This window comes from Variovorax sp. PAMC26660, assembly GCF_014302995.1.
Lineage (GTDB): Bacteria > Pseudomonadota > Gammaproteobacteria > Burkholderiales > Burkholderiaceae_C > Variovorax.
In genome coordinates, this window is record NZ_CP060295.1 from 7331246 (window position 1) to 7351419 (window position 20174).

18 protein-coding genes are annotated in these 20174 nt (G+C 67.0%); 12 read left to right on the forward strand and 6 right to left on the reverse strand.

The genetic code is table 11. The features are described from left to right. Positions 1-3 precede the first annotated feature (3 nt). On the reverse strand, positions 4-1077 hold the full coding sequence (gene queG, locus H7F35_RS34375; protein WP_187110927.1) for a tRNA epoxyqueuosine(34) reductase QueG: 1074 nt from the start codon (positions 1075-1077) through the stop codon (positions 4-6). Here queG and tsaE point away from each other — a divergent pair. The 3 genes from tsaE (at position 1063) to H7F35_RS34390 (ending at position 3533) form a co-directional block, all read left to right on the forward strand. After that, entirely contained in the window at positions 1063-1569 is a 507-nt protein-coding gene (tsaE, locus tag H7F35_RS34380) for a tRNA (adenosine(37)-N6)-threonylcarbamoyltransferase complex ATPase subunit type 1 TsaE (RefSeq protein WP_187110928.1), read from the forward strand. The two genes, queG and tsaE, sit on opposite strands and share 15 nt — an antisense overlap. Then, positions 1566-3092, forward strand: coding sequence for an N-acetylmuramoyl-L-alanine amidase (locus tag H7F35_RS34385; RefSeq protein ID WP_187110929.1), 1527 nt, complete (start codon positions 1566-1568; stop codon positions 3090-3092). The genes tsaE and H7F35_RS34385 overlap by 4 nt, the downstream gene beginning before the upstream one ends. A 153-nt stretch (positions 3093-3245) precedes the next feature. Next, positions 3246-3533, forward strand: coding sequence for a glycine zipper domain-containing protein (locus tag H7F35_RS34390; protein WP_187110930.1), 288 nt, complete (start codon positions 3246-3248; stop codon positions 3531-3533). 77 nt (positions 3534-3610) lie between these two features. On the opposite strand, the gene H7F35_RS34395 is transcribed toward H7F35_RS34390, so the two are convergent. After that, a complete protein-coding gene (locus H7F35_RS34395; protein WP_187110931.1) occupies positions 3611-4279 on the reverse strand; it encodes a DedA family protein in 669 nt (222 codons plus the stop codon). A gap of 47 nt (positions 4280-4326) precedes the next feature. Between H7F35_RS34395 and H7F35_RS34400 the strand changes: the two genes are divergently transcribed. Genes H7F35_RS34400 through H7F35_RS34410 form a run of 3 tightly spaced genes read left to right on the forward strand, consistent with a single transcriptional unit; the run spans position 4327 to position 7012 of the window. Next, positions 4327-4824, forward strand: coding sequence for a GNAT family N-acetyltransferase (locus H7F35_RS34400; protein WP_187110932.1), 498 nt, complete (start codon positions 4327-4329; stop codon positions 4822-4824). A 24-nt stretch (positions 4825-4848) separates the two neighbouring features. Continuing rightward, positions 4849-6063, forward strand: a complete 1215-nt coding sequence (locus H7F35_RS34405) for a dienelactone hydrolase family protein (RefSeq protein ID WP_187110933.1) — start codon at positions 4849-4851, stop codon at positions 6061-6063. A 10-nt stretch (positions 6064-6073) separates the two neighbouring features. Then, complete coding sequence (locus tag H7F35_RS34410) at positions 6074-7012, forward strand: LysR family transcriptional regulator (protein WP_187110934.1); 939 nt, start codon at positions 6074-6076, stop codon at positions 7010-7012. Between the two features lie 13 nt (positions 7013-7025). Here the strand turns inward: H7F35_RS34410 and H7F35_RS34415 are convergent, their stop codons facing one another. Together H7F35_RS34415 and H7F35_RS34420 are read right to left on the reverse strand one after the other, a co-directional pair. Further along, positions 7026-8378: an MFS transporter gene (locus H7F35_RS34415; RefSeq protein ID WP_187110935.1), complete on the reverse strand. Its 1353-nt coding sequence runs from the start codon at positions 8376-8378 to the stop codon at positions 7026-7028. Positions 8379-8759: 381 nt separating this feature from the next. Further along, the gene (locus tag H7F35_RS34420; RefSeq protein ID WP_187110936.1) at positions 8760-10547 is read right to left on the reverse strand and encodes an IlvD/Edd family dehydratase; all 1788 of its coding nucleotides are present in this window, start codon (positions 10545-10547) and stop codon (positions 8760-8762) included. Between the two features lie 279 nt (positions 10548-10826). Between H7F35_RS34420 and mutL the strand changes: the two genes are divergently transcribed. The 4 genes from mutL (at position 10827) to H7F35_RS34440 (ending at position 15626) form a co-directional block, all read left to right on the forward strand. Further along, complete coding sequence (mutL, locus tag H7F35_RS34425; RefSeq protein ID WP_187110937.1) at positions 10827-12734, forward strand: DNA mismatch repair endonuclease MutL; 1908 nt, start codon at positions 10827-10829, stop codon at positions 12732-12734. Between the two features lie 191 nt (positions 12735-12925). After that, positions 12926-13888: an alpha/beta hydrolase gene (locus H7F35_RS34430; protein ID WP_261803736.1), complete on the forward strand. Its 963-nt coding sequence runs from the start codon at positions 12926-12928 to the stop codon at positions 13886-13888. Between the two features lie 86 nt (positions 13889-13974). Then, positions 13975-14976: a tRNA (adenosine(37)-N6)-dimethylallyltransferase MiaA gene (gene miaA / locus H7F35_RS34435; RefSeq protein ID WP_187110939.1), complete on the forward strand. Its 1002-nt coding sequence runs from the start codon at positions 13975-13977 to the stop codon at positions 14974-14976. Then, on the forward strand, positions 14973-15626 hold the full coding sequence (locus H7F35_RS34440; RefSeq protein WP_187110940.1) for an ABC transporter ATP-binding protein: 654 nt from the start codon (positions 14973-14975) through the stop codon (positions 15624-15626). Before miaA ends, H7F35_RS34440 begins: the two co-directional genes overlap by 4 nt. A gap of 16 nt (positions 15627-15642) precedes the next feature. Here the strand turns inward: H7F35_RS34440 and H7F35_RS34445 are convergent, their stop codons facing one another. Further along, entirely contained in the window at positions 15643-16608 is a 966-nt protein-coding gene (locus H7F35_RS34445; protein ID WP_187110941.1) for a threo-3-hydroxy-L-aspartate ammonia-lyase, read from the reverse strand. A gap of 491 nt (positions 16609-17099) precedes the next feature. Here H7F35_RS34445 and H7F35_RS34450 point away from each other — a divergent pair, with 491 nt between their 5' ends. After that, entirely contained in the window at positions 17100-17471 is a 372-nt protein-coding gene (locus tag H7F35_RS34450) for a YciI family protein (RefSeq protein WP_187110942.1), read from the forward strand. Further along, positions 17468-18700: an RNA polymerase sigma factor gene (locus H7F35_RS34455; protein ID WP_187110943.1), complete on the forward strand. Its 1233-nt coding sequence runs from the start codon at positions 17468-17470 to the stop codon at positions 18698-18700. The genes H7F35_RS34450 and H7F35_RS34455 overlap by 4 nt, the downstream gene beginning before the upstream one ends. A gap of 42 nt (positions 18701-18742) precedes the next feature. Here H7F35_RS34455 and H7F35_RS34460 read toward each other — a convergent pair whose 3' ends face one another. Beyond that, on the reverse strand, positions 18743-20161 hold the full coding sequence (locus tag H7F35_RS34460; RefSeq protein WP_187110944.1) for a serine hydrolase domain-containing protein: 1419 nt from the start codon (positions 20159-20161) through the stop codon (positions 18743-18745). Positions 20162-20174 lie beyond the last annotated feature (13 nt).

Consider the following 20174-nt stretch of genomic DNA (forward strand, 5'->3'; position numbering starts at 1 on the left):
CAACTAGGCCACAGCCTCCTGCGCGAGCCCCCACGCGACGTGCTCGCGCACGAGTTCGCTCGGGTGCGCGATGCGTGTGGCCAGTGCTTCCTGCGCACCGTCTTCGCCCGACCGCACCGCATTGCCCAACGCCACCGCAATATTGCGCAACCAGCGCTCATGCCCGATGCGCCGGATCGGACTGCCTTCGGTGCGGCGCAGAAAGTCCTCTTCGCTCCACGCGAACAGCTCGGCCAGCGTGCGGCCCGTGAGCCCTTCGCGCGCGTCGAAGTCGGGCAGCTCGCTCTTCTTGGCGAACTTATTCCAGGGGCAGATCAACTGGCAGTCGTCGCAGCCGTAGATGCGGTTGCCCATCAGCGGCCGCAATTCCAGCGGTATCGGGCCGCCGTGCTCGATGGTCAGGTACGAGATGCAGCGCCGCGCGTCCAGCCGATGCGGCGCGATGATGGCCTGCGTCGGGCACACGTCGATGCAGGCGCTGCAACTGCCGCAGTGCGCGGTCACGGGCTCGCTCGGCGGCAGTTCCATGTCGACGTAGATCTCGCCCAGGAAGAACATCGAACCCGCGTTGCGGTCCAGCACCAGCGTGTGCTTGCCGCGCCAGCCCTGTCCGCTGCGCGAGGCCAGCTCGGCTTCGAGCACCGGGGCCGAGTCGGTGAAGGCGCGATGGCCGAAGGGCCCGACCTCTTCGGCGATGCGCTCGGCCAGCTTGGCGAGCCGGTTGCGCAGCACCTTGTGGTAGTCGCGGCCCCGCGCATAGACCGACACGATGGCCTCGCCGGGTCGCTCAAGGCGGTCGAACTCGATGGCCTGCCACTCGGGATCGGTGTCGCGTGGCAGGTAGTCCATGCGCGCGGTGATCACGCTCACCGTGCCTGGCACCAGCTCGGCCGGACGCGCGCGGCGGGTGCCGTGCGTTGCCATGTATTGCATCTCGCCATGGAACCCATGAGCCAGCCATTGCATCAGACCGTCCTCGGCGCTCGATAAATCGACGCCCGCGATTCCGATTTGGGAGAATCCGAGTTCCCGGGCCAATGCCTGAATACGAACAACGAGTGGATGGCTGACGATCACTTGCCGATTGTAGAAACGCCCAAGGGCGCCCGCATGCTGCGCTGGCGCAGCGAAGCCGACACCGATGCTTTTGCGCGATCGCTCGCCGCCTCGCCTGCGTTGCGCGATGCCTTCATCGCGCTCGAAGGCGACCTGGGCGCCGGCAAGACCACTTTTGTACGACACCTGCTGCGCGCCCTCGGCATCGAGGGCCGCATCAAGAGCCCGACCTATGCCGTGGTCGAGCCGCACGAAGCGCCCGACGGGCTTGCGATCTTCCATTTCGACTTCTACCGTTTCGCCGATCCGCGCGAATGGGACGACGCGGGCTTTCGCGACATCTTCGCGGGCCCCGGCCTCAAGCTGGCCGAATGGCCAGAAAACGCCGCGGGCCGCACACCACCTGCCGACCTAGCTATTAAAATAGAAGCAATGATTGACGACACACGCAGCGTGACCCTCCTCGCGAACACCCCTCGCGGCAGCGATCTGCTGGCGCGCATCGCCGCATGAAGGCGGCCGGCCTGAAACGGCGCGTGCTGCTGCAAGGCGGCAGCATCGCGCTGATGCTCGGCGTGCACCAGATCGCCCGCGGTGCCAGCATCATCGCCGTGCGGGTCTGGCCCGCCGCCGACTACACCCGCGTGACCATCGAGTCCGACACCCGCCTCAACTCGCAGCAGCTCGTGGTCGGCAGCCCGCCCCGGCTGGCCGTCGACATCGAGGGCATCGACCTGAACCCAGAACTGCGCGAGCTGGTCGGCAAGATCAAGCCCGGCGACCCGTTCATCAACGGCCTGCGCGTCGGGCAGAACGCGCCGAAGGTGGTGCGCATCGTGTTCGACCTGAAGCAGGCCGTGGTGCCGCAGGTGTTCTCGCTGGCGCCCGTAGCCGCCTACAAGCACCGGCTGGTGCTCGACCTGTACCCCGAGCAGGCCATCGACCCGATGGAAGCGCTGATCGCCGAGCGCCTGCGCGACGCGCCCAAATCCACCGCGGGCAGCAACAACAACGGCACGGCCGTGGCGGGCATTTCGCCTTCGCCCGCACCGCCACCGGGTGTTGCACCTCCCCCGGTGCGCCCCGCCGTGCCCGCCGGCGACCCGCTGGGCGAACTGATGGCGCAGCAATCGACGCGCCCCGGCCCGTCCACCGTGGCACCACCCGTCGTGGCGGGGAACGACCGTCCGACCGCTCCACCCGTGTTCGTGGCGCCGCCACCGCCCGTGGTCGGCACGGCACCGGTCAGGCCCGTCGCGCCGCCACCACCCGTGGCTGTCGCGCGCAGCGGCGCCACCGCGAGCCGCACCGATCGCATCATCATCGTGGCGCTCGACCCCGGCCATGGCGGTGAAGACCCCGGCGCCATCGGCCCGGCCGGCACGCGCGAGAAAGACATCGTGCTGCAGGTCGCGCACCGCCTGCGCGAGCGCATCAACGCGGGCAGCGTCAACGGCAGCCCGATGCGCGCCTTTCTCACCCGCGACGCCGACTTCTTCGTGCCGCTGGGCGTGCGCGTGCAGAAGGCGCGGCGCGTGCAGGCCGACCTGTTCGTGAGCATCCATGCCGACGCATTCACCACGCCCGCCGCGCGCGGCGCCAGCGTGTTCGCGCTGAGCCAGAGCGGTGCGTCGAGCAGCGCCGCGCGCTGGATGGCCAACAAGGAGAACGACGCCGACAAGGTCGGCGGCGTCAACGTCGGCGGCCACGAGGCGCAGGTGCAACGCGCCCTGCTCGACATGAGCACCACCGCACAGATCAACGACAGCCTGAAGCTCGGTGGCGCGATGCTGGGCGAGATCAAGAACATCGGTGCGCGGCTGCACAAGGGCCAGGTCGAACAGGCCGGCTTCGCGGTGCTGAAGGCGCCGGACATTCCCAGCGTGCTGGTGGAAACCGCCTTCATCAGCAACCCTGAAGAAGAAGCCAATCTGCGGCGCGTGGACTACCAGGAAAGCCTGGCCGACGCGCTCATGCGCGGCATCCAGCGCTACTTCGCGCAGAACCCGCCGCTGGCACGCAGCCGACAGCTCTGATTGCGGCGGGCAGCCTTTGTAAAGCGAAGGTACGCCCTGCTGTCCCACGCCACCCGGCCCGCGAGACCGCACAGGCAGGCGCGGCAGGCTCCTACACCCGCTGCACCGCGCTTTTGGACATGATGAGCCATCACTCCTCGAAAGGTGGACCTCATGAACACACGTCTCTGGATCGCTGCAGCTGCAGCCACTTCAGTCATGACCATTGCGGGCTGCGCCAGCGGCCCCAACCAGAACCTCGGTACCGGCGTCGGTGCGGTAGGCGGGGCGCTGGTGGGACATGCCATCGGTGGGAACACCGGGGCCACATTGGGTGGCGCGGCCATCGGCGGCATCATCGGCAACCAGGTGGGTCGTAACGCCGACGAACGCAACTATTACAACCAGCAGCGTTATCCATCGGGCAGCGGCTACTACCCGAGCAACGGCCCGAACTACTGATCCGCTCGCTGCCTGAACCCACAAAAAGAAACGCGCCCTCGGGCGCGTTTTTCATGGGTTGAACCGGAAAAAGATGATCAGGCCTGCGGCACCTGCGCCGCGCGTGCCTTCTCGGCCTTCGAGGCACGCCACGCGCCATAGATGGCCAGCAGGCCCGGCACGAAGATCAGCGCCCAGATGATCTTGTCCAGATGCTGCCGCACGAACGGCAGATTGCCGAAGAAGTAGCCCGCCGTCGCGATGCCCAGCACCCAGATCAGCGCACCCACCACATTGAACATGGTGAACTTCGCGCGATTCATTTCCGCCACGCCCGCCACGAACGGAGCGAAGGTGCGAATGAAGGGCATGAAGCGCGCCAGGATGATGGTGATGCCGCCGTAGCGTTCGTAGAAGCCGTGGGCCTGGTCGAACGCCTTGCGGTTGAAGAAGCGGGAGTTTTCCCAATGGAACACCTTCGGCCCGAAGTAACGGCCGATCGAGTAGTTGCACTGGTCGCCCAGAATGGCCGCCGCGATCAGGATGCCGCAGGCCAGCGGAAAGCTCATGAGCCCCGCGCCGCACAGCGCGCCAACGATGAAGAGCAGCGAATCCCCGGGCAGGAACGGCATCACCACCGCCCCCGTCTCCACGAAGACGATCAAAAAGAGCAGTGCATAGACCCACGGGCCATAGGCGATGACGAAGGCCTCGAGGTGTTTGTCGACGTGAAGGATGAAGTCGACGAGAAGGCTGATGATTTCCATGGGCGCGGATTATCCTTGTTGAACCCGAACGCACCCTGAATCCCCCCATGTTGAACATACGCCCCGCCCTCGATGCAGACTGGCCCGCCATCTGGGCCGTCCTCGAACCCACCTTCCGCCGTGGCGACACCTACACCTACGCCACCGACGTGACCGAAGAGCAGGCGCGCCATTCCTGGACCCAGGTGCCCACCGCGACCTTCGTGGCCTGCAACGAAGCAGGCACGGTGCTGGGCACCTACGTCATCAAGCCCAATCAGCCTGGCCAGGGCTCGCATGTGAGCAACTGCGGCTATGTGGTGTCCGATGCCGCGCGCGGCCTGGGCGTCGCCTCGGCGCTGTGCGAACACTCGCAGCAAGAGGCCCTGCGCATGGGCTTTCGCGCGATGCAGTTCAACTTCGTGGTGTCCACCAACGAAGGCGCCGTGCGGCTCTGGCGCAAGATGGGCTTTGCCATCGTCGGCACCCTGCCCGGCGCATTCAGGCATCCGCAGCACGGCTACGTGGACGCCTTCGTCATGTTCAAGCAGTTGCAACCTCAATAAAACAACCACCCGGAGACACACACGATGACAGGTCAATACATCCAGATGAAAGCCGCTGACGGCAGCGGCAGCTTTCGCGGCTACCTCGCATTGCCCGAAGGCGGCACCGGCCCGGGGCTGGTGATCGCGCAGGAAATCTTCGGCATCAACCACACCATGCGCGAGGTGGCCGACTACTACGCCGAAGAAGGCTATGTGGCGCTGGTGCCCGACCTGTTCTGGCGGCAGGAGCCGAACGTGGAACTCGGCTACAGCGAGGCCGACTGGCAGCGCGCCTTCGCGCTGTACGGCGGCTTCGATGAAGCCAAGGGCATGCAAGACATGCAGACCGCCATCGATGCATTGCGAGGCCGCACCGAAGTGACGGACAAGAAGGTCGGCGTGCTCGGCTTCTGCCTGGGCGGCAAGCTGGCGTACCTGTCGGCCTGCCGCACCGACGCCGATGCGGTGGTCGGCTACTACGGCGTGGGCATCGATGCCGCGCTCGACGAGGCCGACAAGATCAAGTGCCCGCTGACGCTGCACGTGGCCGAGCTCGACAAGTTCTGCCCGCCCGAAGCGCGAGACCGCATCGTGCAGACGCTCAAGGGCCGCCCGGGCGTTTCGCTGTACGTGTACCCCGGCATGGACCACGCCTTCGCGCGTGCCGGTGGCGAACACTTTCACAAGCCCTCGGCGTTGATGGCGCACGAGCGCAGCATCGCCACGTTGAAGGACGCCATCGGCCCGAACTACGACCTGTCGGCGCTGTGGGACAAGCACTGCGAATACGAGTTCGGCACGCGTAACGTCGACGACACCATGAGCACCATGGTGGCCGAGCCCTACGTCAATCACATCCCGACGATGACCGGCGGCGTGGGCTACAAGGCGTTGCACGCCTTCTATACGAACCACTTCGTCAACAGCAACCCGCCCGACACCGCGCTCACGTCGATCTCGCGCACCGTGGGCGCCACGCAGGTGGTTGATGAACTGCTCTTCAGCTTCACGCACACCACCGAGATTCCGTGGATGCTGCCGGGCGTGAAGCCCACCGGCAAGCGCGTGGAAATTCCTTTGCTCGCGGTCATCAAGTTCCGCGGCAACAAGCTCTATCACGAGCACATCTACTGGGACCAGGCCAGCGTGCTGGTGCAGGTCGGCCTGCTCGACGCCAAGCTGCTGCCGGTGGCGGGCATCGAGACGGCGCGCAAGCTGCTGGACGAGAACCTGCCGTCGAACTCCCTGCTCGCGTGAATGCCCGCGGATGAAAAGGATCGACCCCCGGCTCCTGCAGGCTTTTGTGGCGGTTGCCCGCGAGGGGTCGGTGTCCCGCGGGGCGCAGCGCCTCTTTCTCACGCAGCCGGCGGTGAGCCTCCAGCTCAAGGAACTCGGTGCGCTGGTCGAGCTGGAACTGTTCCAGCGCACGCCCACCGGCCTGCTGCTGACACGGGACGGCGCCGCGTTGCTGAACCACGCCGAGCACGCGCTCGAGGGCCTGAACGACTTCGCCATTGCCGCTGAACGCATGAAAGGCGGCGTGAGGGGATCGCTGCGCATCGGCACCATCCTCGACCCGGAGTTCACCCGCCTCAGCTCGCTGCTCAAGGAACTGGTGACGCTGGCGCCCGAACTCGAAACCGAGCTGCACCACGGCACCAGCGGCGAGGTGCTCGCCAAGCTCTTGAACAAGGAGCTGGACATCGGCTTCTACCTGGGCGACCCGAACGCGAGCGACCTGCCGCAAGCCAGCTCGGCCTCGCGCCGCAATGAAGGCAAGACCTTTCATTCGCAGGTGCTGACCCGCTTCTCCTACCAGGTGATCGGCCCGAGCGGCTGGGCGCCCCAGGTGATGGGGCGCGACTGGCCGGACCTGATCTGCCTGCCGTGGGTGCTGGCACCGCCAACCTCGTCGCACTCGCGCCTGCTGGCACCGGTACTGCAAGCACGCGGGCTGGTGCTGAAGAAAGCGGCACAGGCCGATCAGGAGTCGTCGATGCTCGCGCTGGTGCGGGCGGGTGTGGGCATCTCGTTGGCGCGCGATGCCGTGGCACTGCGCGCCAGCCAGCGCGACGGGCTGGTGATTGCGGACCGGGTCAGCATCGAGAGCGACCTGCGCTTCATCTGCCTGGCCGGATCGCTCAAGCGCCAGGAAGTGGCCTGCGCGGTGCAGGCCCTGTCGCGCGCCTGGCGGATCGCGTTCTGATCAATGAGCAGAACTAAGCCCGTGGCAATGCGGCGCCCTTGAGCGCCGCGTCCGCGCGCGGCGTTTCGCGCGCCGTGGCCACCACCGTGCGCCAGCCCTTCGGCATCAACGCCAGCATCAGCGCCGCCAGCAGTGCCGCGCTGCCGAGCGTGTAGAGCCCGGCGGCAGAACCGCCGTGGTTCTGCTCGACATAGGTGCGCAAGCTGGGCGCCACGAAGCCGCCCAGGTTGCCGATGGAATTCACCAACGCGATGCCGGTGGCAATGCCGAGCCCCGACAGCCGCTCCGACAGGAAGGCATAGAAGATCGGCGTGCCCGACAGGTAGGTCGAGGCACCGATCGACAGTGCCGCGATCGCGAAGATCGGCGAGCCGTGCGCCGACAGGCACACGCAAATACCGAAGATCGTGTACAGCGATGCCACAGTGACGCGCCGACGTTCATGGTGGCGGTCCGACCAGCGCGTGACGAAGAAGACGACGAACAGCGCCAGCAGCCACGGAATGCTGGTGACAAAGCCCACCATCAGCCCGATCTTCTGGCCCAGGATCTGCGCCACCTGGCTCGGGAGATAGAAGATCAGGCCATAGGCCGCGATCTGCACGATGAAGAAGTTCACCGCGAAGAACATCACCTTCGGATTGCGCAGCGTCTGCATCACCGTGTGCGGGCTGTCGACCGATTTTTCCGCCGCCTCCTGGTCTAGCACCGCCTGCAGCGCGTTCTGCTCTGCGGACGTGAGCCACTTCGCGTTGCTCGGCCTGTCGACGATGACGAAGAACGCGATGATGCCGACCACGATCGCCATCACGCCTTCGATGAGGAACATCCACTCCCAGCCCTTCAGGCCACCGACGCCGTGCATGTCGAGCAGCGCACCCGAGATTGGCCCGCCGATGACCAGCGCGCCTGCAAAGCCGAACAACAGGATGCCGTTGGCCTGCGCCCGCACCTTGGCGGGAAACCAGTAGGTCAGCGTCAGCAGTACGCCCGGATAGAAGCCCGCCTCCGCGATGCCGAGCAGGAACCGCAGCACGTAGAACGACATCTCGGTGGTCGCGAACATCATGGCCGACGCCACGAGCCCCCAGGTCACCATGATCCGGCACAGCCAGATGCGCGGGCCGACGCGCGAAAGAATCACGTTGCTCGGCACTTCGAAGATGGCGTAGCTCACGAAGAAGATGCCGGCGCCGAGTGCGAAGGCGCTGTCGCTGATGCCGGTGTCGATCTGCAGCGCGTTCTTCGCGAAGCCGACGTTGACGCGATCGAGGATCGACATGATGTACATGACGATCAACATGGGAAGAAGGCGCCATCGCGCCTTGCTGACGGCCGAACTGACCAGCGTGCTGTAAGGGTTCATTTTTTGTCTCCTGGTAATTTTTTTATGTGTGGGTCGCTGTTGAGGAATTGCCTGAAACCACGCTTGTAGTACGGGTTGTTTTTCTTTCGGGCGCTTTTGTTCGGGGCGGGTGCGAATGACACCGGGTGCTCCCCTCCGCGAATGTCCCCCGCTTCGCTCCTCCTTTATTTCGCTGCGGGGAGCACCCGGCGTCATTCGCACAGGGACACGCTGCTGGTGATCGCCGATCAACGACCGCTCTGAGCGCTCACGTCGATACGGGGCTCTTTTTCGCGAAATAGAGGAGGAGCGAAGCGGGGGACATTCGCGAAAAAGAGCACCGTGTCGGCGTGAGCGTCGCCCTGAACAGCAGCGCCCCAAACAGCAAAGCAAGCTTTCACCCTAGTGATTCCGACGCGGAATACCCGCCGTCTGCGCCACCCGCTGGTACTTGGTCGCAGGCTTGAGCACCATGCCTTCCGACAGCGTGTCCACCATCGAACGTTGAATCTCCTGCCACGGCGTCTGGCTCGCCGGAATCGGGTAGCCACCCTTGGCCTCCAGTTGGCGCGCGCGTTCCTGCAACTCTTCGTCGCTCACCAGCATGTTGACCGTGCGGTGCTTCAGGTCCACACGCACCTTGTCACCTGTCTGCAGCAAGGCCAGGCCCGCACCCGCCGCAGCCTCCGGCGATGCGTTCAGGATCGAGGGCGATCCCGAGGTGCCCGACTGCCGGCCATCACCGATGCACGGCAGCGCCGACACGCCGCTCTTCAGCAGATGCGCAGGCGCCCGCATGTTCACCACTTCCGACGAACCCGGATGCCCGATGGGCCCCACGCCGCGCATGAACAGGATGCACGACGAGTCGATGTCCAACGCAGGATCTTCGATGCGGCGTTCGTAGTCTTCCGGGCCATCGAAAACAATCGCGCGGCCGACGAAAGCGTCGAGGTCGCCCGGCGCGCTGAGATAGCGCGCCCTGAACTCGTCAGAGATCACGCTGGTCTTCATGATCGCGCTGTCGAACAGGTTGCCCGACATCACGAGGAAGCCGGCGTTCTCTCTCAAGGGCTCCTTGAACGGCCGGATCACGTCGGCGTCTTTCACCCGCGCATCGGCGCAGTTGACGGCCAGGGTCTTGCCGTTGACCGTGAGCGCGTCTTCACGAATCAGGCCGTTGCGGTGCAGCTCCGCCACCACGGCCGGCACGCCACCGGCACGGAAGAACTCTTCGCCCAGGTACTTGCCGGCCGGCTGCATGTCGAGCAGCAGCGGCACGTCGAGCCCCACGGTTTCCCAGTCCTGGATGACCAGATCGACACCCGCATGCTTGGCCACCGCGATCAGATGGATGGGCGCATTGGTCGAGCCGCCGATGGCCGAGTTGACGACGATCGCATTTTCAAAAGCCGCGCGCGTCAGGATGTCCGAGGGCTTCAGGTCCTCGCGCACCATCTCCACGATGCGGCGCCCGGTCTCGTAGGCCATCTGCCCGCGTTCGCGGTACGGGGCCGGAATGGCCGCGCAACCCGGCAGGCTCATGCCCAGTGCTTCCGCCAGCGCGTTCATCGTCGAGGCCGTGCCCATCACGTTGCAATGGCCGATCGACGGCACCGTGGAGCCGACCAGGTCGATGTAGCCGGGAAAGTCGATGCTGCCCTTGGCGAACAACTCGCGCGCCTTGAACAGCGTGGTGCCGGTTCCGGTGCGCTGCCCGTCGTGCCAACCGTTGAGCATCGGCCCGCCCGAAAGAATGATGGCGGGAATGTTCGCGGTGGCCGCGGCCATCAATGCGGCCGGCGTCGTCTTGTCGCAGCCGGTGGTCAGCACGACACCGTCGATGGGGTAGCCAGTCAGCGTCTCGACCAGGCCCAGGTATGCCAGGTTGCGGTCGAGCGCTGCCGTAGGGCGTCGGCCGTTTTCCTGGATCGGGTGCATCGGGAACTCCATCGCGATGCCGCCCATTTCGCGGATGCCTTCGCGCACGCGCAGCGCGAGTTCGCGGTGGTGCCGGTTGCAGGGGGTCAGGTCGGAGCCGCTTTGCGCGATGCCGATGATGGGTTTGCCAGACTGAAGCTCTTCCCGCGTGAGGCCGTAGTTCAGATACCAGGCCAGATGCAGGACCGAGAGTTCGCTGTGCTCAGGGTTGTTGAACCACGAGGCGGAGCGCAGGGGACGGGTTGTCATGGGTTTTATTCCTTCGGGGTGGGGCTGAAGGGATGCGTGAAACGGCCTTGGCCGGGGTCCGCGCCGGGTGTTCCGCGGGACGTGCATCACCTTGGCGCGGCGGGGCCGCGCAACGGCAATTTCGTGGGCTGTCTCCTGTGCGTTCTTGTTGTGCGACGGGAGCTTAGGTGGGCAGGTCTTCGAGCGCCAATGAGATCGCCTGAGGGCGATATAAGCGCTCCAAATACGCCCGAAACCCTGCCGGACGGCCCGGTCTGGCCGCGCTCCTAGAATGCCCTGGTGAGCGCCCTTCCCTCCCCCACCCCTCTGTCTGCCTCCCTCTCCGAACGCCGCCCGATCCGCGAGCTTCCCGACGAACTGATCAGCCAGATCGCCGCCGGCGAAGTGGTCGAACGGCCCGCCTCGGTGGTGCGCGAGCTGCTGGACAACGCGCTCGACGCCGGCGCCAGACAGATCACGATGCGGCTGGCCTCGGGCGGTGTGCGGCTGATTTCGATCGAAGACGATGGCCTGGGCATTCCGCGCGAAGAACTCACGGTGGCCCTGCGCCGCCATGCCACCAGCAAGATCGCGAGCCTGAACGACCTTGAAACCGTTGGCACGATGGGCTTTCGCGGCGAGGCACTGGCGGCCATCAACGCGATTGCCGAACTCAGCATCCAGTCGCGCTTTGCCGGTGCCGACAGTGCCTTCTCGCTCGACGGCCGCACCGGCGAGCTGCGGCCGGTGGCCCGTTCCACCGGCACCACGGTCGAGGTGCGCGAGCTGTTCTTCGCAACGCCCGCGCGCCGCAAGTTCCTAAAGACCGACGCCACCGAGCTGGCCCACTGCATCGAAGCGGTGCGCCGCCATGCGCTGGCACGGCCCGAGGTGGGCTTCTCAATCTGGCACGACGGCAAGCTGGTCGAGCAGTGGCGCGCCGCCAGCACGCGCGAGCAGCGGCTGGCCGATGCCCTGAGCGACGACTTCGTGACGCAGAGCGTGGCGGTCGAGCGCGAAGGCGGTCCGGTGCGCGTGATCGGCCGCGCCGGCATTCCCGACGCGGCGCGCTCGCGCGGCGACCAGCAGTTCTTTTATGTCAACGGCCGCTTCGTGCGCGACAAGGTGCTGTCGCACGCCGTTCGCAGCGCTTATGAAGACGTGCTGCACGGCCACCGCCAGCCGATCTACGCGCTGTACCTCGAGATCGATCCGGCGCGGGTCGACGTGAACGTGCACCCGACCAAGATCGAAGTGCGCTTTCGCGATGGTCGCGAGGTGCACCAGGCGGTGCGACATGCCATCGAGGACGCGCTGGCGGCACCGCGTGCCGGAGACGCCGTGGCACCTTCAGGGCCGCCGCAACCCTTCTTCAAGCCGAATCCGCTGCCGTCGAATGCCAGTTGGGCGCAGCCCGCCATGAATTTCGTGGCCCAGGAACGCGGTGCCGGCGATTTCGAGGCCATGTGGCCGCGACGCACCGAGCAATCGGGACACGAGCCGGAGTCGGCGTCTTCGCAATGGCCGCTGACCGGCGCCGCGCCGATGACCTTCCGCACGCCTGTCGGGCTGCCTTCGGATGCGGACTCCGAAACCGCCGCGCCCCTGGCCACCAACGAGGAAGCCTGGCCGCTGGGCCGCGCGCTGGCGCAATTGCAGGGCATCTACATCCTGGCCGAGAACAGCCAGGGCCTCGTGGTCGTCGACATGCATGCGGCGCACGAGCGCATCGTCTACGAGCGCCTGAAGACGCAGCTCGACGGCGCGGCCATCAGCAGCCAGCCGCTGCTGATTCCCGCCACCTTCGCGGCCACGCCGCAGGAAGTGGCGACGGCCGAGGCCTGTGCGGCGGTGCTGCCCACGCTGGGGCTGGAAATCACGCCTTTCTCACCGCGCACGCTCGCGGTGCGCGCCGTGCCCGGAACGCTGGCGGATGGCGACCCCGTGGAGCTTGCGCGCAGCGTTCTGGCCGAACTGGCCCAGCACGACGCCAGCACCGTGGTGCAGCGCGCGCAGAACGAATTGCTGTCCACCATGGCCTGCCACGGTGCCGTGCGGGCCAACCGCAAGCTCACCATCGACGAAATGAACGCACTGTTACGTCAGATGGAAGCGACCGAGCGTTCGGACCAGTGCAACCACGGCCGGCCCACCTGGCGGCAGCTCTCCATCCGCGAGCTGGACAGCCTGTTTATGCGCGGCCGATAGCCGAATCGGCCCTTTTTTGAGGGTTTTCGAGGGTTTTGGACGGTCATCCCCACAGCAGGCACGCACGTTGCATGGACTCGTGCAAAGCGCCGTCGAGCGTTGTTTCGGAGGGTTACCGGGGCGCAATGTTGGCGTGCCGCGGTGAAAGCCAATGAACTTTTCCGCCGACTTCGCTGTCCCTCAACCCCATGATGAAACGCTGGACCCTCCTCGCGTCAGTCTTTTCGCTTTGCGCCCTGCTGGCCGCCGGCTGCTCCACGCTTGACGAACAGCAGCGCGAATGGATCTTCCAGCCCAGCGACCGCAGCTGGGGCAACACCGCCACCATGACCGAAGGCATGGAGGACGTGTGGATCGACTTCCAGTCCTCCATCAGCGGCGAGCCCGCGCGACTGCACGGCCTGTGGCTGGGTGGCGCGCCCGAGACCACCGACACGCCCGTGCTGCTGTACCTGCACGGCGCGCGCTACAACGTGGCCGGCTCGGCGCCGCGCATCCAGCGCATGCACGAGCTGGGCTTCTCGGTGCTGGCCATCGATTACCGCGGCTTCGGCAAAAGCTCCAAGGGCCTGCCCTCGGAAGAATCGGCACGCGAAGACGCCCGCGCCGCCTGGACCTGGCTGGCCGCACGCCACCCCAAGCAGCATCGCTACATCTTCGGCCACTCGCTCGGCGGCGCCATCGGCATCGACCTGGCCGCCCATGTGAACGACGAAAGCGGCGTGATCGTGGAGAGCACCTTCACCTCGATCGCCGACGTGGTGAGCGGTTTCAAGTGGGGCTGGCTGCCCTTCGGCCCGTTCATCACGCAGCGCTTCGAGGCCATCAACACAGTCAAGCAGATCGGCGCGCCGCTGCTGGTGGTGCATGGCACGGCCGACAGCCTCATCAACCCCACGCTGGGCCGCAAGCTCTATGACGCGGCCACCGTGCCCAAGCTGTTCGTGCTGGTCGAGGGTGGCTCGCACCACAACACGAATTCGATCGGCGAGACGCAGTACCGCGCGGCGCTGGCGCAGTTGTTCCGCATGAAGCCGGAAAGCACGGTCGCCGCCAACCGGCCGCCACCCCGGCTCGCGCCGCCGGCAGGGGCGCTCACGCCGCAGGATGTGCGCGGCCAGACGCAGGCACAGGCGGCACCCGCCGCCATCTGAGCACCAGCCACGCAGGGCGCCACCAGCGCGCCGTGCGAGACCTCCGGCACGGAAGGACACGCGCCATTTGCTACCCTCGGCGCACCATGTCTTCCAGCTTCGCTCCGGCCGCCAAGGCCGCGCCTCCCGCTTCCCCACGCTACATCGCACTTGCCGGCCCCACCGCCTCTGGCAAGACCGCCGCCGCCTTGGCGCTGGCGCGCACGCGGGCGGTGGAAATCATCAGCGTCGATTCGGCCCTCGTCTATCGGGGCATGGACATCGGCACCGCCAAGCCCAGCCCCGCCGAACAGGCCCAGGTGCCGCATCACCTGATCGATATCCTCGATCCGCGCGACAGCTACAGCGCCGCCGCCTTCGTGGCCGACGCCACGCGGCTCATCGACGAGATCCGTGGGCGTGGTGCGCTGCCCCTGCTGGTCGGCGGCACGATGCTTTATTTCAAGGCCTTGTTCGATGGCATCGATGCCATGCCCGCAGCAGATGCCGCCGTGCGCGCACGCATCGATGCCGAGGCCGCAACCCTTGGCTGGCCCGCCATGCACGCACGGCTGGCTCAGGTCGACCCCGTCACGGCCGCGCGGCTCGCGCCGCAAGACAGCCAGCGCATCCAGCGTGCGCTCGAGGTGTGGGAAAGCAGCGGCCAGCCCCTGTCCAGCTTTCATGCGAGCGACAACAAGACGGCCAAGGCCGTGGAAGGCGGCGTGTTGTTCTCGCTCGAACCCACCGATCGCGCGTGGCTGCATGCGCGCATCGCCGAGCGCTTCGACGCCATGCTCGCAGCCGGCTTCATCGACGAAGTGAAGACGCTGCGCGCGCGCGGCGACCTTTCGCCCGGCCTGCCCTCGATGCGCTGCGTGGGCTACCGGCAGGCCTGGGAAATGCTCGACGCCTGCGGCACTGCAGCGCCCGATGCCAAGGCATTGAATGACCTGCGCGAACGCGGCATCGCCGCCACGCGACAGCTCGCCAAGCGGCAGATCACCTGGCTGCGCAGCATGCCCACGCGCACCGTGATCGCCTGCGACGCACCCGACGCGGTGCAAACCGCCGTTCAACTCATCACATCGATCACAAGCCCCGGATGACGCTGCGCATTTCCAACCTCGGCAAGCACTACGGTGACGCGCCTGTCTTCGAGAACGTGACGCTCGGCGTCGAGCCAGGAGAGTTCGTCGCCATCGTGGGCGAATCGGGTGTCGGCAAGTCGACGCTGCTCAACTGCATGGCCGGGCTCGACACGTGGGACCAGGGCAGCGTGACGCACGACGGCACCGACATCGGCGCGCTCGATGGCGAGGCCTGTGCGCTCTGGCGCCGCAAGCACGTCGGCTTCGTGTTCCAGGCATTTCATGTGCTGCCGCACCTGGACGTGGCGCAGAACGTGTCGTTGCCGCTGATGCTGCTGGGCCAGCATCGCGGCGACGAGGGCCGCGTCGCCCACATGCTCGAAGCGGTCGGCCTGCCCGGCATGGGCGCACGGCTGCCGCAGACGCTGTCGGGCGGCCAGTTGCAGCGCGTGGCCATCGCGCGTGCGCTGGTGCACTGCCCCGCCCTGCTGCTGGCCGACGAGCCCACGGGCAATCTCGACCCGACCACCGCCGCGAAAGTGATGGAACTGCTGATCGGCCAGACGCGCGAGCACGGCGCCTCGCTGGTGCTGGTGACGCACTCCGAGAGCGCGGCCGCCCGCGCGGACCGCCTGCTGCACCTGACAGCAAGCGGCATCCGCGCCTGACGATTTCTTTGCTTGCTTACTGCTGCGGCGCGAGGAAGCTCGCGTAGCGCGACAGATCGACGTTGCCGCCGCTGATCACGATGCCCACGCGCTGGCCCGCAATCGCCTTGCCCGCGGCGATGGCACCCGCAAAGGCCAGGCAGCCGGTCGGCTCGACCACCATCTTCATGCGCTCGGCGAAGAAGCGCATCGCATCGACCAGTTGTGCGTCGGTCACCGTGAAGATGTCGTTCACGTCGCGCTTGATGATGCCGAAGGTGTACTCGCCAAGGTGCTGCGTCTGCGCGCCATCGGCAATGGTCTTGGGCGTTTCGATGTGCACGATCTTCCCGGCGCGAAACGACTGCTGGCCGTCGTTGCCCGCCTCGGGCTCGACACCGTAGACCTTGCAATCGGGCGACAACGCGCGCGCCGACAGCGCCGAGCCCGACAGCAACCCGCCACCGCCCAGGCACACGAACAGGTGGTCGAGCGGGCCGGTTTCCTCGATCAGCTCCTTCACGGCCGTGCCCTGCCCCGTCAGCACATCCGGGTGGTCGTAGGGCGGAATCATCGTCATGCCGCGCTCTTGCGCAAGCCGCTTCGTCAGCGCCTCGCGGTCTTCGGTGAAACGGTCGTACATCACGACTTCGGCACCGTAGCCCTTGGTGGCCGCGACCTTGGCGGCCGGTGCGTCCTTGGGCATGACGATCACGGCCGGCATCGACAGCAGGCGCGCCGACAGCGCGATGGCCTGCGCATGGTTGCCTGAAGAAAAAGCGATCACGCCGCCCTTGCGCTGCGCGGCGTCGAACTTCGACAGCGCGTTGAAGGCGCCGCGAAACTTGAACGCGCCCATGCGCTGGAAGTTCTCGCACTTGAAGAAGAACTGGGCACCCCAGCGCTCGTCAGCGGTGCTTGAACGCAGCACCGGCGTGCGATGGGCATGGCCCTCAAGCCGCGCGGCCGCGGCGATGACGTCGTCGTAGGTAGGTAGTTGCATGGCGGTATCTTGACTGAAAACGTGGGGGCAAATATTGCATCGACTCAGGACGCCTGAGCCGAACGCCTGGCGACTTTGCCGAAAGCCTTCGGCATTTTCAATGACCCAGGTCCACAGGGGCAGCATCCCCTGGGATATGGAGGCGATGTTCGCGCCGTTGGTTCAGGCTCGGGCTGTTTAGCTAACCAGCAGCGTGTCCTGTGCGAATGACGCCAGGTGCTCCCCGCAGCGAAATAAAGGAGGAGCAAAGCGGGGGACATTCGCACAGGGGAGCACCTGGCGTCATTCGCACTCGCCCCGAACGCGCACGCCCCGAACTCACAGGCCAGGACAGCAAGCCAAACAGGGGATTCCGGGCATTGCGCCAAACCGTATTCGCGTAAAAAATAATCGCTTCGACACAAGGCTTCGTGTCGAAATGACCGGCGGCGGGCCGTCATTGGGGTGAGCGATCTTGCTCAAGCCAATCTTTTCCATGACGGAGAGACACCATGCAATACATGTTGATGTTCTATCAGCCCGCAGCCGAATTCGAACAACGCGACGACGCCTCCTCGCAGGCCTACCGGGCCAGCTGGATCGCGTACGCCGACGCCGTGCGACAGGCCGGCATTTCACTCGGCGGCCACGGACTCTTCCCGCCGATGACCGGCACCACCCTGCGCGTGCGCGGCGACAAGCGCCAGGTGCAGGACGGCCCCTTCGCCGACACCAAGGAACAACTCGGCGGCTACTTCGTCGTCGACGTGCCCGACCTCGATGCCGCACTCGAATGGGCCGAACGCGCACCCTGCGCCACCAGCGGCGGAGTGGAGGTGCGCCCTGTCTTCATGGCCACGGCCATGGCAGCGGCCACCGCGTGAACGGCCCGGCGGCTCATCAGGCCGCCGAACGGGCGGCCCGCGAGTCTTACGGGCGACTGCTGGCCATCCTGTCGGCGCGCACGCACGACATCGCGGCGTCGGAAGACGCCCTCTCCGATGCCTTCGCGCGTGCGCTCGAACGCTGGCCCGCGGACGGCATTCCCGACAAGCCCGACGCCTGGCTGCTGAGCGTGGCGCGGCACCGCAAGCTCGACGCCTGGCGCCACACCCGCGTGCAGGACAAGGCCACGCAAACGCTGCTGCTGCTTGCCGGCGAGGCGGACCTGGCCGATGCCGAAGGCGCGACCGTGCCCGACGAACGGCTGCGCCTGCTCTTCGTGTGCGCGCATCCGGCCATCGACGCGCCGGCCCGCGCCCCGCTGATGCTGCAGACCGTGCTCGGCCTCGACGCGGCCCGCATGGCCGGCGCCTTTCTCACCGCGCCCTCCACGCTCGGCCAGCGGCTGGTGCGCGCCAAGGCCCGCATCCGCGCCGCCGGCATTCCCTTCGAGTACCCGCAGCCGCGCGACCTGCCGCAGCGGCTGCAGGACGTGCTCGACGGCATCTACGCCGCCTACGGCACCGGCTGGGAAGATGTCGACGGCGCCGATGCGCTGCCGCGCGGCCTGACGGCCGAGGCCATCGACCTGGGCCGCATCCTCTGCCACCTGATGCCCGACGAGCCCGAGCCGCTGGGCCTGCTGGCACTGATGCTGTTCTGCGAAAGCCGCACGGCGGCGCGGCGCAGCGAGACAGGTGCATACGTGCCACTCGACCAGCAGGACATCACACGCTGGAACCACGAACTGCTCGCGCAGGCCGAACACCATCTGCGGCAAGCCTCGGGCATGGGCTCGCTCGGCGCCTACCAACTGGAAGCGGCCATCCAGTCGGCGCATTGCGAGCGCCGCGCCGGCGCCCCGGTGCCACCCGAAACGCTGGTGGCCTTGTACAACGGCCTGCTGGCGCTGCGCCCGAGCATCGGCGCACAGGTCAGCCGCGCCTGTGCCTTGGCGAACGCACGAGGGCCGGACATCGGCCTGCAGGCGCTCGATGCGATTCCCGCCGATGAAGTAACCAGCTACCAGCCCTTCTGGGCCGCCCGCGCGCATCTGCTCGCAGCCGGTGGCGTGCGCGCCGCAGCGCGGCAGGCCTACGACCGTGCCATCGGGTTGAGTGCCAATGCGGCGGTGCGCGGCTACCTGGGTGCGATGGCCGCCCGGCTTTGAACCGTCGACTTCTTCAGGCTGCTGGCGTTGGCACGCCGCGCATCACTGCGTCACCACGACAGGCTCGCTCGCCCGCTGCGCGTCGAGCTGGCTGCCCCCCTGCGACAACGTGACACCCACCACCGCATTCCCCTCGCCACGCTTGAAGACGAACTGCGCGCCGATGGTGGCCACGACAAAGCGGTCGTTGCCGGTGGGCATCAGCGCGCTGTAGCCGCGCCCGGTCTCGCGCACCAGCAGCTTGGCGCCGCGCACGGTGAAGGTCAGCGACATGGTCTTGCTGACGCGGAACTCGCCCCTGTAGTCTTCCAGCCGCGCGGGATCGACGGGCACCTCGACCGTCGGCACCGGGTAGCGGCTCTTGCCGATGGCCAGGAACACGGCCTGCATCGGTGCGCGCGTGTTGCTGCTGAGCATGATCATGGCTTCGCCGGTGTCGGGCGCGAGCAGCCAGAGCGTGCGGTAGCCCTCGGTCACGCCTGCGTGGTAATAGGTGCGCCGTGCGCCTTCGGTGCCGCGCACCATCACCGCATAGCCGATCTCCGCGCCCTCATAGCGCGCCAGCGGCGTGAGCATGCGCACAGCGGCCGGGCCGAGCGGGCCGCTGGCACCGGCCAGGATCGCGCGGCTGAAGGTCAGCATGTCGGCGGCGGTGGAACGCAGCGCGCTGGCCGGCGAGTAGGCCAGCATGTCCAGCAACTGCTGGCGGCGGTCGCCGGCGAAGGCCGGGGCCATGCGCGAGGCCTTGTCGCCGAGCGGGATCACGGTGTCGTTCATGCCCAGCGGTTCGGTGATGCGCGCGCGCACCAGCTCGCCCCATGAGGTGTTGTAGCGCTCGCCCAGCAGCAGCCCGAGCAGGGCCATGCCGAAGTTGCTGTAGTTTCCTTCGCAGGGCGCCGCGGCGGCGGTGAGCTTGATGCGGGTGAGCGCAGCCCAGAACATTGGCTTGTCGAAGGTGCGGAACTGCTCGGCCAGCGCCGGGCCGCCGGCCACGCCATCGGCCATCACGGGCATGCAGCCGGTGTGCGTGACGAGCTGGCGCAGCGTCACCGCGGCCACGGGGGGCGACAGGCCCTCGACCTTGCCGGCGAGCAGCTTGCCGACGGTGTCGTCGAGCTTCAGGTCGCCGCGCTCCACGGCTTGTGCGAGCAGCAGGCCGGTGAAGACCTTGGTGACGGAGCCGATCTCGAACATCGGCTGCTCGGCGCTGTTGGACTCGATGGCACGCGGCGTCGAAGGCGGCTCGGGGTTGTAGGCCGCGCCGTAGGCGGCCTTGCCGTTGCGCAAGGTGCCGATGACAAGCGTGCCGCGCTCGGCGCCGAGTGCGGCCTTGGCCAGCACTGTCGGGTCGCTCGCCAGCGTGAGCGGCACCAACTGGGCGGCCGCGTTGCCCGCCAGCAGCGACAGAAGAAGCCAGGCCGCGAACCAGCGGGGGTACAGGGCGGGAGACAGCAGCCGCATCGTCGGAATCCTC

Excerpts from the sequence above, each read along its gene's own strand:
- tsaE (WP_187110928.1), top strand. The coding sequence starts at position 1,063 with ATGGCTGACGATCACTTGCCGATTGTAGAAACGCCCAAGGGCGCCCGC.
- H7F35_RS34385 (WP_187110929.1), top strand. The coding sequence starts at position 1,566 with ATGAAGGCGGCCGGCCTGAAACGGCGCGTGCTGCTGCAAGGCGGCAGC.
- H7F35_RS34390 (WP_187110930.1), top strand. The coding sequence starts at position 3,246 with ATGAACACACGTCTCTGGATCGCTGCAGCTGCAGCCACTTCAGTCATG.
- H7F35_RS34395 (WP_187110931.1), bottom strand. The coding sequence starts at position 4,279 with ATGGAAATCATCAGCCTTCTCGTCGACTTCATCCTTCACGTCGACAAA.
- H7F35_RS34400 (WP_187110932.1), top strand. The coding sequence starts at position 4,327 with ATGTTGAACATACGCCCCGCCCTCGATGCAGACTGGCCCGCCATCTGG.
- H7F35_RS34405 (WP_187110933.1), top strand. The coding sequence starts at position 4,849 with ATGACAGGTCAATACATCCAGATGAAAGCCGCTGACGGCAGCGGCAGC.
- H7F35_RS34410 (WP_187110934.1), top strand. The coding sequence starts at position 6,074 with ATGAAAAGGATCGACCCCCGGCTCCTGCAGGCTTTTGTGGCGGTTGCC.
- H7F35_RS34415 (WP_187110935.1), bottom strand. The coding sequence starts at position 8,378 with ATGAACCCTTACAGCACGCTGGTCAGTTCGGCCGTCAGCAAGGCGCGA.
- H7F35_RS34420 (WP_187110936.1), bottom strand. The coding sequence starts at position 10,547 with ATGACAACCCGTCCCCTGCGCTCCGCCTCGTGGTTCAACAACCCTGAG.
- H7F35_RS34430 (WP_261803736.1), top strand. The coding sequence starts at position 12,926 with ATGAAACGCTGGACCCTCCTCGCGTCAGTCTTTTCGCTTTGCGCCCTG.
- miaA (WP_187110939.1), top strand. The coding sequence starts at position 13,975 with ATGTCTTCCAGCTTCGCTCCGGCCGCCAAGGCCGCGCCTCCCGCTTCC.
- H7F35_RS34440 (WP_187110940.1), top strand. The coding sequence starts at position 14,973 with ATGACGCTGCGCATTTCCAACCTCGGCAAGCACTACGGTGACGCGCCT.
- H7F35_RS34445 (WP_187110941.1), bottom strand. The coding sequence starts at position 16,608 with ATGCAACTACCTACCTACGACGACGTCATCGCCGCGGCCGCGCGGCTT.
- H7F35_RS34450 (WP_187110942.1), top strand. The coding sequence starts at position 17,100 with ATGCAATACATGTTGATGTTCTATCAGCCCGCAGCCGAATTCGAACAA.
- H7F35_RS34460 (WP_187110944.1), bottom strand. The coding sequence starts at position 20,161 with ATGCGGCTGCTGTCTCCCGCCCTGTACCCCCGCTGGTTCGCGGCCTGG.